This window comes from Acinetobacter sp. Colony158 (assembly GCF_019264745.1).
Classification (GTDB): domain Bacteria; phylum Pseudomonadota; class Gammaproteobacteria; order Pseudomonadales; family Moraxellaceae; genus Acinetobacter; species Acinetobacter ursingii.
The window spans coordinates 359,067-373,707 of sequence record NZ_CP078523.1 but is presented as its reverse complement, the minus strand read 5'-3'; the positions used below and the strand labels follow the sequence as shown (position 1 = coordinate 373,707).

General features: G+C 41.1%; 16 protein-coding genes. 10 read left to right on the top strand and 6 right to left on the bottom strand.

Going from position 1 to position 14,641, the window contains the following annotated elements; all coding sequences use genetic code 11:
* Both JR005_RS01130 and JR005_RS01125 read right to left on the bottom strand, forming a co-directional pair.
* Window positions 1–1,319: hemolysin family protein (locus tag JR005_RS01130; protein ID WP_218665434.1), on the bottom strand; the 1,319-nt coding region annotated here is incomplete at its 3' end.
* A gap of 129 nt (window positions 1,320–1,448) precedes the next feature.
* The gene (locus JR005_RS01125; protein ID WP_004990560.1) at window positions 1,449–2,438 is read right to left on the bottom strand and encodes a LysR family transcriptional regulator; all 990 of its coding nucleotides are present in this window, start codon (window positions 2,436–2,438) and stop codon (window positions 1,449–1,451) included.
* A 605-nt stretch (window positions 2,439–3,043) separates the two neighbouring features.
* Between JR005_RS01125 and JR005_RS01120 the strand changes: the two genes are divergently transcribed.
* A complete protein-coding gene (locus tag JR005_RS01120; RefSeq protein ID WP_004990558.1) occupies window positions 3,044–4,642 on the top strand; it encodes an isocitrate lyase in 1,599 nt (532 codons plus the stop codon).
* 85 nt (window positions 4,643–4,727) lie between these two features.
* On the opposite strand, the gene JR005_RS01115 is transcribed toward JR005_RS01120, so the two are convergent.
* The 4 genes from JR005_RS01115 to JR005_RS01100 form a co-directional block, all read right to left on the bottom strand.
* Window positions 4,728–5,699: an NAD(P)H-dependent flavin oxidoreductase gene (locus JR005_RS01115; RefSeq protein ID WP_218665433.1), complete on the bottom strand. Its 972-nt coding sequence runs from the start codon at window positions 5,697–5,699 to the stop codon at window positions 4,728–4,730.
* Window positions 5,700–5,870: 171 nt separating this feature from the next.
* A complete protein-coding gene (locus JR005_RS01110; RefSeq protein WP_004990548.1) occupies window positions 5,871–6,362 on the bottom strand; it encodes a copper resistance protein NlpE in 492 nt (163 codons plus the stop codon).
* A 150-nt stretch (window positions 6,363–6,512) separates the two neighbouring features.
* A complete protein-coding gene (locus JR005_RS01105) occupies window positions 6,513–6,833 on the bottom strand; it encodes a hypothetical protein (RefSeq protein WP_218665432.1) in 321 nt (106 codons plus the stop codon).
* Between the two features lie 123 nt (window positions 6,834–6,956).
* Window positions 6,957–7,718, bottom strand: a complete 762-nt coding sequence (locus JR005_RS01100; protein ID WP_218665431.1) for a 3-oxoacyl-ACP reductase — start codon at window positions 7,716–7,718, stop codon at window positions 6,957–6,959.
* A 190-nt stretch (window positions 7,719–7,908) separates the two neighbouring features.
* Here JR005_RS01100 and JR005_RS01095 point away from each other — a divergent pair, with 190 nt between their 5' ends.
* The 9 genes from JR005_RS01095 to JR005_RS01055 all read left to right on the top strand — a co-directional run bounded on the left by JR005_RS01095 (window position 7,909) and on the right by JR005_RS01055 (window position 14,278).
* Window positions 7,909–8,784, top strand: coding sequence for an urease accessory protein UreD (locus JR005_RS01095; protein ID WP_218665430.1), 876 nt, complete (start codon window positions 7,909–7,911; stop codon window positions 8,782–8,784).
* Between the two features lie 109 nt (window positions 8,785–8,893).
* Window positions 8,894–9,196 carry an urease subunit gamma gene (ureA, locus tag JR005_RS01090; protein WP_218665429.1) on the top strand — a complete coding sequence of 101 codons (303 nt, stop codon included), beginning with the start codon at window positions 8,894–8,896 and terminating at the stop codon, window positions 9,194–9,196.
* A gap of 19 nt (window positions 9,197–9,215) precedes the next feature.
* Window positions 9,216–9,524, top strand: a complete 309-nt coding sequence (locus JR005_RS01085) for an urease subunit beta (RefSeq protein WP_218665428.1) — start codon at window positions 9,216–9,218, stop codon at window positions 9,522–9,524.
* Window positions 9,525–9,553: 29 nt separating this feature from the next.
* Window positions 9,554–11,254 (top strand): urease subunit alpha, encoded by a 1,701-nt coding sequence (gene ureC / locus JR005_RS01080; RefSeq protein ID WP_218665427.1) that lies wholly within the window; start codon window positions 9,554–9,556, stop codon window positions 11,252–11,254.
* 27 nt (window positions 11,255–11,281) lie between these two features.
* Complete coding sequence (gene ureE / locus JR005_RS01075) at window positions 11,282–11,761, top strand: urease accessory protein UreE (RefSeq protein WP_218665426.1); 480 nt, start codon at window positions 11,282–11,284, stop codon at window positions 11,759–11,761.
* Window positions 11,751–12,413 (top strand): urease accessory protein UreF, encoded by a 663-nt coding sequence (locus tag JR005_RS01070; protein ID WP_218665425.1) that lies wholly within the window; start codon window positions 11,751–11,753, stop codon window positions 12,411–12,413. The genes ureE and JR005_RS01070 overlap by 11 nt, the downstream gene beginning before the upstream one ends.
* Window positions 12,414–12,558: 145 nt before the next feature.
* Window positions 12,559–13,173 carry an urease accessory protein UreG gene (gene ureG, locus JR005_RS01065; protein ID WP_004990520.1) on the top strand — a complete coding sequence of 205 codons (615 nt, stop codon included), beginning with the start codon at window positions 12,559–12,561 and terminating at the stop codon, window positions 13,171–13,173.
* 9 nt (window positions 13,174–13,182) lie between these two features.
* Window positions 13,183–13,755 carry a HupE/UreJ family protein gene (locus JR005_RS01060; protein ID WP_218665424.1) on the top strand — a complete coding sequence of 191 codons (573 nt, stop codon included), beginning with the start codon at window positions 13,183–13,185 and terminating at the stop codon, window positions 13,753–13,755.
* Window positions 13,756–13,822: 67 nt separating this feature from the next.
* On the top strand, window positions 13,823–14,278 hold the full coding sequence (locus tag JR005_RS01055; protein ID WP_218665423.1) for a hypothetical protein: 456 nt from the start codon (window positions 13,823–13,825) through the stop codon (window positions 14,276–14,278).
* The last annotated feature ends 363 nt before the right edge of the window (window positions 14,279–14,641 follow it).

The window sequence follows — 14,641 nt, the reverse complement described above, 5'->3', positions numbered from 1 at the left end:
TCTTCAATTAAACTTTGATCTTCTAGTTTTTCCAAAATCCGCGTGACCAATAGTTGATCAATTTTGTAATGATCGACATCGACCACTTCAAATTTGAAACCACTAAACTCAACACTATCGGCAGGGCGCGGAATTTTACGTAGTTGATACATCATAAAACCTGCCAGCGTTTCATAGTTTTCTTCATCTGGCATTTCATCAATTTCGAGCGCATGCTTCAGGTCTTCGATTGGCGTACTGCCATCAATCAGCCATGAATTATTATCACGTTTAATGATCTGCTGATCTGCTTCAATCGGGGTAACCCAATCGCCCATCACCGTAATCATAATATCGCTTAAAGTAATTACCCCGACGACTAAGGCATATTCATTAATGACCACTGCAAATTTTTCTTTGGTCGAACGAAATCTGTCTAAAACTTCAGAAAGCGTCAGCGTATCAGGAATAGTTAATACAGTACGGATGGTATTTTCTTTGAGCTGAATCAAGGACTGGCTATTGAGAATACGCACCAAAATATCTTTAGCATCGACATACCCAATCACCTGATCAATATTATCATTACACACCAAAAACTTGGAATAAGGATATTCAGCCAGTTTTTGACGAATACTTTCATCGGACTCATCAAGCGCAAAATACACGATATTTTCACGTGTCGTCATACTTGAAGGAACGGTGCGCTCTTCAAGCTCAAATACATTTTCGATAAAATGATGTTCTTGTTTTTGTAATACACCCGCTTGAGCACCTGCTTCCATCACCGCAGAAATATCATCAAAGGTAATATTATCATCACGCGTAGTATTCACTTTAAATAAACGAAATAGCAAATTGGCAATCGCATTGATAAACCATGCTAAAGGTTTACAAATTTTGATAAATACCTGAATCGGATTGATGACCGAGACTGCAATTTTTTCGGGTGCAATCATCGCCAGACGTTTTGGCATCAGATCGGCAAATAAAATAAATAGAGAAGTGACAAAGGTAAAGGAAAGTACAAAGCCAATCGTTTCTGTCCACGGCCCATCATAGAAACGATCGACCAGATGGACAAAAAATGGACGAAAAGCTGCTTCTCCCAAGATACCGCCAAGAATAGCGACGGCGTTGAGACCGATTTGAGAAGCGGCAAAGAAATCAGCCGATTGATGCTGAAGATCAAGGACTTTTTGCGCGCGTTCATCGCCCGATTCCGCAAGAATTTTTAATTTTACTTTACGAGCACCCGCCAGCGCGATTTCAGTTAAAGATAAAAAACCCGCCGCGATAATCAGTATGGCAATGATAACGACGTTTTGAAAGAGGCTCACAGTTCACCTGTAGTCATTCGTTATTATGAGAAAGTTTTAACACAACAAGAAAAAGCGAGGTAGTCGAAACTACCTCCGTACGAAATTAAGTATAAGCTTGAAAATAGAAGAAATTAACAAAAATTTATTTTAATAATGCGAAAACTGCGAATTATTTGTTAAAAACTCACGATTTTCTTCTTCAATCATCTGACGCGCCACAAATAAAATCAATTGGCGCAACCAGCGATGCGCAGGATGATGATGTAATAGAGGGCACCATGCCATCTTAAGTTCAAACTCGGGAATATAAAACGGAGGGTCTTTGATGAGTAATTTTGGATTATTGGCTTGTAGGCGCGCCATACGAGTAGGTAGAGTAGCAACCAAATCTACATTTTGAGCCAATAAAGCTGGCATTTGATAATGTCGGGTAAACACTGAAATTTTGCGTTTTTGTCCAATTCGTTCTAATGCCTGATCAATCCAGCCCAGACCTGCCTGTTTATCAGGATTAATCCCAAAGCCAACGCCCATGCCTGTTTTAGAAACCCAGATATGTTGTGCATCCAAATAATTTTTGAGGTTGAGGTGCTGTGCTGCTGGATGTTTATCATTGAGTAAACAACTGAAGCTATCTCGCCAAACTAAGACCTGATGGAAACTTTGTGGAATTTCATTAAATCGATTAATCGCAAGATCAACTTTACCCTGTTCCATATCGCGATAAGACACATCGCTTGGGGTTAGAAAATCCAAAACAACATTGGGTGCTTCTGAACGCAAGGCTTTGACCAGACGAGGAACCAGTGTTGCCTCGGCATAATCGGAAGTCATAATCCGAAACACACGATTACTAGTATAAGGACGAAATTCGGTACGAGGCTCCAAAATCATAGAGAGATCAGAAAGCGCATCGCGAATACGTGGTTGTAATTCCAGCGCACGTTCGGTTGGAGTCATGCCTTCTGAGGAGCGTATCAAGAGGGGATCATTAAATAAATTGCGAAGTCTACGCAAAATATTACTCATCGCGGGTTGGGTAACGCCCAATTGTTCGGCTGCACGAGTGACATTTTTTTCGCGAAGAAGCACGTCAAGATAAATTAATAGATTAAGATCTACCCGCTCCAGATTCATAAAAAAAATACCGAAAATAAAATTATGAAATTGCGAATGATTATGCCATAGATGAAACTATTTGTGTAAAAAAACGCTGCAAAAAACAGCACCTCATCTCGCTCAGCCTAAACAATAGTGAGGCTTTAAAAAATTCAAGCAAGAGATGAAAAACATTGCATGGGCTTTACATTCAAATTAGAAAAACTGAATGAATATCTGATTTTCATTCTTTAGCTTTCGACTGTAACAAGCCTGATTCACCTTCACATTGGCAAATTTTTACTATTTTTTACATTTATCGATGCTTCAATGAGTAGCAAGATCTCAGTCGAAGACATTAAAAAACACTTAAATTATTTAGTTTAAACAGTTTTATGAATCTTTGATTTTTATTTATTTTAATAAAATCAAAATCTTAATATTTTGAAATATAATTATAATACGACTTTAATCTATATATTTTTTTAAAAAATACTGAAGATTAATGGAGGATATTGGATTAATTTTTTAGCTCAGACTAAGCTGTGAGCATATTGATGAAGTGACTGAATTATAGTCGAGTCAAATAAACATGACTGTTCAGCATGACATCTTTTCGATGAAATCCTAAAAAGGAATATATCATGACATATCAATCAGCTCTTGAGCACGTACGTGCCGTAAAAAATAAATTAGGTGGCACTTGGGACGCGATTCGTCCTGAAGACGCTGCTCGCATGATCGTTCAAAACCGTTTCCATACTGGTTTGGACATCGCTAAATATACAGCTGCTATCATGCGTAAAGATATGGCTGAATATGATGCTGACAACAGCAGCTATACTCAATCTTTGGGTTGCTGGCATGGTTTCATCGCGCAACAAAAAATGATTGCGAACAAAAAATATTTCGGTACAACCAACAAACGTTATATCTACCTTTCTGGTTGGATGGTTGCTGCACTTCGTTCTGAATTTGGTCCACTTCCTGACCAATCTATGCACGAAAAAACTGCTGTGCCTAAGTTGATCGCAGAAATCTATACATTCTTGCGTCAAGCGGATGCAAAAGAACTCAACGATTTGTTCCGTGCTTTACAAAAAGCTGAAGCGGCTGGTGATTCTGCAAAAGTGAAAGAAATCGAAGCGTCTATCGACAACTTCGAAACTCACGTTGTGCCAATCATTGCCGATATCGATGCTGGTTTTGGTAACGAAGAAGCAACTTATTTGTTGACTAAACAAATGATCGAAGCGGGTGCTTGTGCAATCCAAATCGAAAACCAAGTTTCTGATGCGAAACAATGTGGTCACCAAGCTGGTAAAGTAACTGTTCCACACGAAGACTTCCTTGCGAAAATCAATGCTGTACGTTATGCATTCCTTGAGCTTGGTGTTGACGAAGGTGTAATCGTTGCACGTACTGACTCTGAAGGCGCAGACTTGACTCAAAAGATCCCTGTATCTAAAGAGAAAGGTGACTTGGCTTCTCAATACATCAGCTACTTAGACACTCAAGAAATTGATATCGCTGATGCTCAAGAAGACGAAATCCTGATCAAACGTGATGGTAAATTACACCGTCCAACTCGTTTAGCTTCTGGCTTGTATCAGTTCCGTGAAGGCACTCAACATGACCGCGTTGTACTTGACTGTGTAACGAGCTTACAAAACGGTGCAGACATGATCTGGATCGAAACACCAACTCCAGACGTTGCTGGTATTGCTGGTTTCGTAAATGACATCAAAAAACAAGTTCCAAATGCAAAACTTGTTTATAACAACTCTCCGTCATTCAACTGGACGTTAAACTTCCGTCAACAATCTTATGATCGTTGGGTTGCTGAAGGTAAAGATGTTTCTGGTTATGACCGTGCGAAGTTGATGAGCGCTGAGTACGATAACTCTGAATTAGCTGCTGATGCTGACGAAAAAATCCGTACTTTCCAAGCTGATGCTGCACGTGAAGCGGGTGTGTTCCATCACTTGATCACTCTACCGACTTACCACACTGCTGCTCTTTCTACACATGAGCTTGCGAAAGGTTACTTCGGTGAAGAAGGTATGTTGGCTTATGTTGCTGGCGTACAACGTAAAGAAATCCGCGGTGGTATCGCATGTGTTAAACACCAAGCAATGGCTGGTTCTGACATCGGTGATGACCATAAAGAAATCTTTGCTGGTGAACAAGCGCTTAAAGCGGGTGATGCGAGCAAAAATACCATGAACCAATTCGCTCACTAAGTCGAATGGTTTAAAAAAAACCCTGCATGGGCAGGGTTTTTTATGATATGAGAAATGAACTAAATTATTAAAAAATAAAGAATAATCAATCTATTAAACGATTTAAGCGTTGCTGAATAATTTCTTGTGCTTCAGTCATAATGCTTTGAATGAGATCATGGCAGCTTGGAATATCATGAATCAGTCCCAACACTTGTCCTGCGGAAAGTAAGCCTGCATCGACATCACCCGTTTCTAAAGCCATACGACCTTTTGCACCAGACACATAAGGACGAATGTCTTCAAATTGAATATCAGGTTTTTGACTCAGTTCTACCACTAGATCGGAAATACTGTTTTTTGCCACTCGAGTAGTATTGCGGAACTTTCTAAAAATCAGGTTGGTTGAGCGTTCGTCCTGATTTAAATAGTACTGCTTAATTTTTTCATGAATGGGTGCTTCTTGCGTCATACAAAAACGCGTTCCCATATTGATGCCTTCTGCACCTAATGCCAAAGCAGCCACCAAACCACGACCATCGGCAAACCCGCCACTGGCGATGAGTGGAATTTTGACTTGATTGGCAGCGGCTGGGATTAAGATCAGTCCCGGAATATCATCTTCACCTGGATGCCCAGCACATTCAAAACCATCAATTGAAATGATATCTGCCCCCATACGCTGGGCAGAAAGCGCATGCCGTACTGACGTACATTTATGCAGCACCGTAATATGATGCTTTTTAAAATCTTCAATGTGTTCTTGAGGTTTATTGCCCGCGGTTTCTACAATCTTGACGCCACTTTCGATAATGGCTTGACGATATTCGGCATAAGGTGGCGGATTAATCGCGGGTAAAAAAGTCAAATTCACTGCAAAAGGTTTATCCGTCATGTCGCGGCAACGCTGAATTTCTTTGAGTAGCTCTTCAGGACTTGGTTGAGTTAGGGCTGTCAATGTGCCAAGCCCTCCTGCATTTGAAACAGCACTTGCTAATTCAGCTCGTCCGACCCACATCATCCCGCCCTGAACGATAGGATATTCAATACCTAGTAATTCGGTTACACGCGTTTTCATTGAAGAGAATCCTTGTTTTTACTTCGATTTGATTGATAGTTTGATCTTACTATAGTGTTTTGTTTTTTATAATTGAACAGGTTTTTTTAGAAACTTTATTTCATTATGCGGTATTTGTAAAAATACCAATCACTTAGGATTGGTATTCAATATTTTATAAAACAGGACATGTTAATGGCTTTCTTTTTTAAGAACGTAAAGATCAGCCATCGCACCTTCGATTTTATTACCTTCCATATCTAAAGCGGTCGCGGTGTTTTCACCAATAAAGAATTGACGCTGATCTGGTTGAGTATCCAAAACAATTACTGAAGGTTTTTGTTCATCAAATTTAAATGTGCCTTTAGTTTCGATTGGCTTACCATCGCTTTTGCCACCCAGATAAGTTTCTTTTAATTCAAAAGTTTTATCTGCTTTTAATTCGAGCTCTGTTTGGATGCCTTCACAATCCGCACAAGGTAATTTGCCTTTATAATCACCCGCCCAATCTAGAGAATTTTCAGCTGTATGAGCTGTATCAACAGCCGTTGCTGTTTCAGCAGGAGCGGAGGCAACAGGAGTTTGGTCAGCAGCAGAGGTCGTTGTTTCAGTCTGATTTTCTTTTTTTGAACATGCCACTAATAAAGTACTGGCAATTGCAATCGCAATCAGTGATTTTTTCATATCGATTTATCCAAGTTTTTTTAAATCAGAGATTAGCCTACAAAATTACACGTTCTGTAAACAGTAGCGATATGTAAGCAATTTGAACAAAATCATTGTTTTAGTATCAATTTAGTTGTGTTGTGTAGGCTTTCATCAATTGATGAGGCATCAGTCAGATGTGACACCACCCAAAGATTGGCATGCAGATTTATACAGCTGATATTGCTGTTCAACAACCTCATCAAGTGGCATATCAAACAGGCTTTCCCCTTGCTTATATTGTTCAATATAGTGACTGGCTTTTTGTTTGCTTACTGCTAAAGATTGCTGATGAAAAGTGTTGATATTACTTTGAGGCATCTCATGAACTTCAATATTTTTGCACTGAAAATATTCAAGCATTTTTTCAGCACGTTTAATTTCACTCGAACTTCCAAGTACGCAGCCGAATAATAAGCTACACGTGGCGATTACCAAGAAAAGTTTCATAAAAATTGAGTGAAAATAAAAGAAGCAAATAGTTTATAAGGATTTTAAAGTAAAAAAGTTGGCATATTTAAAAAAACTGCTTAATTTTTGGCTAATTAAGCAATTTTATCTGGATCGGAAAAATTAGTTTTTTACCAGACCGCCATCTACGATTAAATTTTGGCCTGTAATAGCACGTGACCACGGCGATAAGAACAGTAAAACAGCATCTGCAAATTCTTTTGGTGTGGTGGTACGTCTGAGCGGAGTCGATGCCGCAATTAAATCAAATACCGCATCAGGTGTTGCTTTACTGGCATCAGTCGTTTGGAGTAAACCACCTGAAATCATGTTGATATTGATTCCATATTGACCGAGTTCATGCGCACTGGTACGTGTGAAAGCCAATAAAGCTGCTTTGGCAGCGGTATAGTCATGATAGGGCACTACAGGATTTTGTACCAGATTGGTTCCAATATTCACCACACGGCCGAACTGCGCTGCTTTCATATCCTCAAGTCCAACCTGTAGGGTATTTATTGCGGCTTTTACAGCACCTTCAAATTGTTGCTGCATATCGTCCCAATGTAAGTTTTCAATATGCGGACGCGCTTCTCCATTAAATTCAAATTTGATTAATGCATTATTGACTACAGATGTAATTCCACTACCAAAATGATGTTTTGCAGCTTTAAACATTGCTAAAACTTGATCAGCTTGAGTGATATCTGCCTGATAGATCAAAGCCTGATTTGGAAATTGTTGTTGCAAATCTTGTGCGGCGCTATGGCTATTGAGATAGTTGACTACAACACGAGCACCTTGTTTGAGTAAAGCTTGAGAAATTGCTAGGCCTAGACCACGCGCTCCCCCTGTCACCAGCACAACTTGTTCTTGAATTTCCATGTCAAATCACTTTTTAGAGAGTACCAAGATGACTTAAGATTAGGAAAAACCCAGTCTGAAATCAAACCTATATTGTTTGAGGATTGATGATAAATAGAGCATATAGTTTGCAAAAGCATCATTTGCAAGTTATTGGTGCAATTTTTGCATTATAACAATACCCTTCATATTTCGTTATAAAAGGAATGCAATGAATCAACCACAGGACTTTACAGCCCAAAGGTCTAAAGCTTTGTGGTATGCCGAGTTGGAACTAGGATTTAAATATGATGGTCAACGCACCATTATGAATCATCGTAAACATTATGGTCCTGTTCGGGTGCAAAAAATGCTGTGGCCTGAAAAGACAGGGGTGTGCCATGCGATTATTGTGCATCCACCTGCGGGAATTGCAGGGGGGGATCATCTCACTTTTCAAATTTTGACCCAACAAAATGCCCATGCGGTAGTGACGACACCTGGCGCGGGGAAATGGTATAAAACCAATGGTAAACAGGCATTTCAGCATATTCATTTAGCTGTAAAAGATCATTCGATTTTGGAATGGCTTCCTCAGGAAACCATGCTATTTGATGGTGCTAATGCCCATTCAGAAACCCGTATTCATCTGGATCAAACTGCGAGTTTTATTGGTTGGGATATGCTGGTGTTAGGACGACAAGCACGTGCTGAAACCTTTCAAAGTGGGGCGTATGCCAATCAATTTAAATTGTATCGTGAGCAGAAACTTTTAGTGGCAGATACATTGCGTTTTAAAGGTCAGGATCGTTGGTTATCGTCATGTTTAGGCATGAACGGCTGTGCGGTCATGGGAAGTTTATGGGCGGCGGCTCCTGAACAATATCGTGCAAGTTTTTATCTAGAACAACACATTGAATTGATCCGTGAATTGATGGTACGTATGAAAGTGCCTGTTAGATTAACGTTACTGGACGATGTGATCTGTGCGCGTTTTTTGGGAGATGACGTGCGTGCGTGTCACGATGCATTTGCAGCTATTCGAGCCAGACTGCGCCGCTACTGGTTTAATCTGGATGAGGAATTTCCGCGTATTTGGCGCACTTGATATATGGCTTATTCAATACTGCTGATGAGTCGCATGACATATCAAGATCATTATCACAATTTGTGCATATATTTTGCTTAAATTAAACCATCAAGATTAGGAAGAATTCATGGAACTTAATCCGACCGAAAAAGACAAAATGCTGATTTTTACTGCGGGATTGGTGGCAGAGCGCCGCAAAGCTCGTGGACTGAAATTGAATTATCCTGAAGCGGTGGCTTTTATTTCAGCAGCTTTGCTTGAGGGTGCGCGCGATGGAATGAGTGTGGCTGAATTGATGCACTACGGCACCACACTGTTAACTAAAAATGATGTGATGGAAGGTGTGCCTGAGATGATTGCCGAAGTACAAGTCGAAGCGACTTTCCCTGATGGTTCTAAATTAGTTACGGTTCATCAACCGATCGTATAACAATAATAAGGAGAACAAGATGATTCCTGGTGAAGTAATCACCCCTGACAGCGAAATCGAGTTAAATGTCGGACGCCAGACTTTAAAAGTCAGTGTCGCCAATACGGGTGATCGTCCAATTCAGGTCGGTTCGCATTTTCATTTTGCTGAGGCCAATGATGCCTTGCAGTTTGATCGTGAGCAAACTAGGGGCTATCGATTGAATATTGCCGCAGGAACCGCAGTACGTTTTGAGCCGGGGCAAAGCCGTGATGTGGAACTGGTGGCATTGGTAGGGAAACGCGAAGTGTATGGTTTTGCAGGTCGTGTGATGGGTGCATTGGATTAAAAAGATAAAATATTACAGAGAAACTTATTATGAAAATGTCGCGTCGTGCATACGCTGAAATGTTTGGGCCAACGGTAGGTGATCGGGTTCGTTTAGCCGATACCGATCTGTTTATTGAAGTCGAACAAGATCTCACCACCTATGGTGAAGAAGTTAAGTTTGGTGGCGGTAAAGTCATTCGTGACGGTATGGGGCAATCGCAAATGCTGGCTGATGACGTTGCTGATACAGTGATTACCAATGCTCTCATTGTCGATTGGTGGGGTATTGTCAAAGCCGATGTCGGTCTTAAAAATGGCCGGATCTGGAAAATTGGGAAAGCAGGTAATCCTGATATTCAGCCAGATATTACCATTCCACTAGGCGCAGCAACCGAAGTGATTGCAGGTGAAGGGCAGATTCTCACTGCGGGCGGGATTGACACCCACATCCACTGGATTTGCCCGCAACAGGTCGAAACGGCGTTGATGTCTGGTGTGACCACGATGGTCGGTGGTGGTACTGGCCCAGCAGCAGGTACATCAGCAACCACAGTCACACCGGGGCCTTGGCATATTGCGACCATGTTACAGGCCATTGATGATTTACCGATGAATATTGGATTGTTAGGTAAAGGTAACTTAAGTTTGCCCGATCCGATTCGTGAACAGATTAAAGCAGGTGTGGTAGGACTCAAACTACATGAAGACTGGGGTTCAACACCAGCAGCCATTGATAATTGCTTAAGTGTTGCAGATGAATTTGATGTACAGGTGGCGATTCATACGGATACCTTAAATGAAAGTGGCTTTCTGGAAGAAACACTGGCTGCATTTAAAAATCGTACCATCCATACCTATCATACCGAAGGTGCAGGTGGTGGACATGCACCCGATATTTTAAAAGCGATTGGTCAGGCCAATGTTTTACCATCTTCAACCAATCCAACTCGTCCCTATACCATCAATACCATCGATGAGCATCTGGATATGCTGATGGTGTGTCACCATCTTGATCCAGCAATTGCCGAAGACGTAGCATTTGCAGAAAGTCGTATCCGACGAGAAACCATTGCTGCGGAAGATATTTTGCAGGATTTGGGTGCAATTGCGATGATGTCTTCTGATTCGCAAGCGATGGGGCGTGTCGGTGAGGTGATTATTCGGACATGGCAAACCGCACATAAGATGAAAGTTCAGCGCGGTGCATTAGACGGCGATAATGCCACGCATGATAACAATCGAATTAAACGCTATATTGCCAAATACACGATTAATCCTGCGATTACGCATGGCTTAAGTCATGAAATCGGTTCGGTGGAAGAAGGTAAACTGGCAGATTTGGTGTTGTGGAAACCCGCTTTCTTTGGGGTAAAACCGTCCATGATTATTAAAGGTGGCATGATCGCAGCAGCACCAATGGGTGATATTAATGCCTCCATTCCAACGCCACAGCCTGTACATTATCGTCCGATGTTTGGTGCTTATCCGCGTGGCGTGCATAACACCTGTATTACTTTTTTATCACAAGTCGCTATTGAAAATGGTGTGGCTGAAAAGTTAAAACTGAAGAAATTGATTAGCCCTTGTAAAAACACCCGTAATATCACCAAAGCGGATATGAAGCATAATACCTATTGCCCAGTGATGGATGTTCATCCTGAAACTTATGAGGTACGTGCCGATGGTGAGTTATTGACCTGTGAGCCTGCGGATGTGTTGCCGATGGCACAGCGTTATTTCTTGTTTTGATGATTAAAAATAAGTACGAGGAATTGTATGAAAATCTACACCCAGCGTCTTGATGAAATTGCATCAGATCAAGTCTTTGAAACGGTTGAACTCACCTTTGATACACGACAAAAGTCCCGTTTTCGTGCCACATTAGCCAATGGCACTGATATTGGTGCGGATTTGCCGCGTACAGGTATTTTACGTAGCGGTTCTTTTATTGCCACTAATGAGGGTGAGGTATTACGTATTGATGCCAAACCTGAACAATTGATGCAAGTGACTGCTGAAACAGATTTTGAATTGCTTAAAGCGGCTTATCATTTGGGTAATCGTCACGTGCCACTTATGTTGACCCCGTATGCACTTTATTTTGAGCCTGATCATGTTCTGGCGGAAATGGTCGAAGGTTTGGGCTTGCAAGTGAAACAGGTTGAACATGCTTTTGAACCTGAAAGTGGTGCCTATGCTCAGCATGCACANNATCATCGTTTAAGCCCAATTAAGTCCTTGCATCATGTCCATTAATGCCGCGCAACTGCTTAAGCTGTTGACTTTGTCATCAACGGCGTTACCTGTCGGTGCGTATTGCTATTCGCAAGGTGTAGAAAGCGCGATTGAAACAGGACTAATTCAGGATGAAGCCAGTAGCATGGCTTATTTTGAAGAAGTGCTGGAAATGCTGCTGGTTAGATTTGAACTGCCTGTACTCAAGCGACTGGTGCAATCTTATGCAGATGATGCGCAATTTTTACACTGGGCAAATTTATATAAAGCCAGTCGTGAAAGCAAAGAGCTTTTAGCCGAATCGCAACAGTTGGCATTTTCTTTAAATGCATGGATTAAAGATGTCCTGAAAATGCCCGTTGAGGTCAAAAAGCAATTTGGTTTTGTTCCTGTCTATGCACAACTCTGTGGTCGGTTAGGTTTAAATGAAGCGGATGTTTTGACCGCATATAGCTTTAGTGTGTTGGAAAATCAGGTGTTGGCAGCGGTAAAAACTGTGCCTTTGGGGCAGATGAGTGGACAACGCATTTTATGGCATTTGCATAGTCTTGTACCACAGGCAGTCGAGCAGGCTTTGGCACTACAGGATGATGAACTCAGCAGTGCTTTACCGCGTTATGCCATGTTGAGTATGCAACATGAAACGCAGTATTCCAGATTATTTAGATCATAAATGTGGGGGATCTTAGATAGGTTTTTCATCATTATTTAGACTTTCTTTATTTTCTTCCCCAGTGAGAATTAAGAAGATCCGATGAAAGAAATCTAAGATGTTTTCCCAAAAAAATTTAACTCAGTTATAGAAATAGGAAATAATTATGACAGAACGTAGTCCTTTACGTGTCGGTATCGGTGGGCCAGTCGGATCAGGTAAAACCGCATTGACCTTAAACCTATGCCGTGCATTACGTGATAAATATAATATGGCCGTAGTGACCAATGATATTTATACCAAGGAAGATTCCAACTTTTTAACCCGCAATGAGGCGATGTCTCCAGACCGTATTGTCGGCGTCGAAACTGGCGGTTGCCCACATACTGCAATTCGTGAAGATGCTTCAATTAACTTGGCAGCCATTGATGATTTATGTGAAAAATTTGATGGTTTAGAGTTAATTATCATTGAAAGCGGTGGCGATAATCTGGCGGCGACCTTTAGTCCAGAACTTTCTGATTTGACTTTATACGTGATTGATGTTGGCGGCGGTGAAAAGATTCCACGTAAAGGCGGGCCGGGCATTACCAAGTCTGATTTGCTGATTATTAACAAAACCGATCTTGCACCGATGGTTGGGGCAAATCTGGATGTGATGGAGCAGGATGCCAAACGTATGCGTGGCGAAAAACCATTTTTATTTTCAAATATGAAAACTGAAGATGGTTTAAATCAGATCATCGAATTTATTGAAAAACAGGGCTTATTTAAAGCTTAAGGAGGCGCTATGCGCGCATTCAACAAACACGTGTTGGCTATGGTTTTTGGCTTTTTACCAATGATGGCGATGGCACATCCCGGGCATGATCAGACGCATGTGGGTTTTTGGGAAGGTCTGATTCATCCATTTACGGGACTTGACCATCTGGTGATGGCGATTGGTTTTGGTGTTTTGCTCTGGACAGTTGCTAAACAATGGCGAGTCTTGGGGATATTGGGTTTAAGCCTAAGCTTGGTAGTTGGTTTTGTTTTAGGTGCCAATCAGATTGTGCCTGCAAATATGGCTGAATATGGCATTGTTGCTTCGCTGATAGTATTAGCCGTGGCGTTATGGAGCAAATCCTATCGTGTTTTACCCCTAGCTGCGGCATTAATGGCGAGTTTTCATGGCATGGCACATGGTGTTGAGCTTGCGCCACAAGGTCATGTGGTCGGATTGGTATTAGGCATGATTTCGGGTATGGCAATTCTCTACGCAGTGGGGCTTGGCTTGGGTGCATTGATCAATCGTTATGTGCCTTACGGTCGTAAGATCATGGCGGGTTTGGCTGCGATTGTTGCTGTGATCGGATTAACTTAGTCGTTTGTATTTATTCAAGTTTAAAGGTAGCGTATGCTACCTTTTTATTGGTTGTTTTCATCAGATCATGAGTTTTCAGCACATTATTTTGGGGTTGTTGGTCGTCGGTGGAATCACATGCTTATCCAATGTTTATGCCTATGATTTTTTTGCAGAAAATAACACAGAACAGATTGTTGGCGACCAGCATCATCCTGAAAATACCGATCTGAATCAAATCCAAAAACATCTAGCTGAGCAGCGCGATCAAGAAGAAAATGATTATGAAATCCTGAAAAACCCTTTTTATTCGAATGAACGGATCAACATTTATAATTACACCGCCTATAATACCGATGCTTTAAAAAATAAAATGATCAATGCTGGCTCAGAGCATATCAGTGCCCATGATTTATCCATTTCATTTGGTTATGGGATGACTTATAAAATTAATGCTGATCATAAAATCGGTTATGAATATATTTCGAGTTTTCCTTATGATCGTGGTCAATTGATTCGTATTTTCTGGATTTGGTCTTTTTAAGATTGTAGTTAAATTTATTTACCGTTTTAACAGAAGAGATATCGAACAAGTATACATTGCTTGTCTTTTCTTCAAATTCATCGATGCAGTTTCAGGCAGACTGATTGCAGTTTGAGAGGCAATGCGGTGACTGAGGATGAAAAAAATTCGTTCAATACTCTTGGTTATACTGAGTCTATTGGGATGTATATTGAGTGTTCCGATTCAGGCACAAAGCAGTTTGCCTAGTTCTAATTTATCGCCGATTCATCATATACAACATTGGAGCTTACAACCTCAACAGCAAAATGACGATGATGATGTACGTGAGCGCCGTGAGGAAGAAATAGTGCGCGATATACGACCCGTTCGTTTAGATCGTCC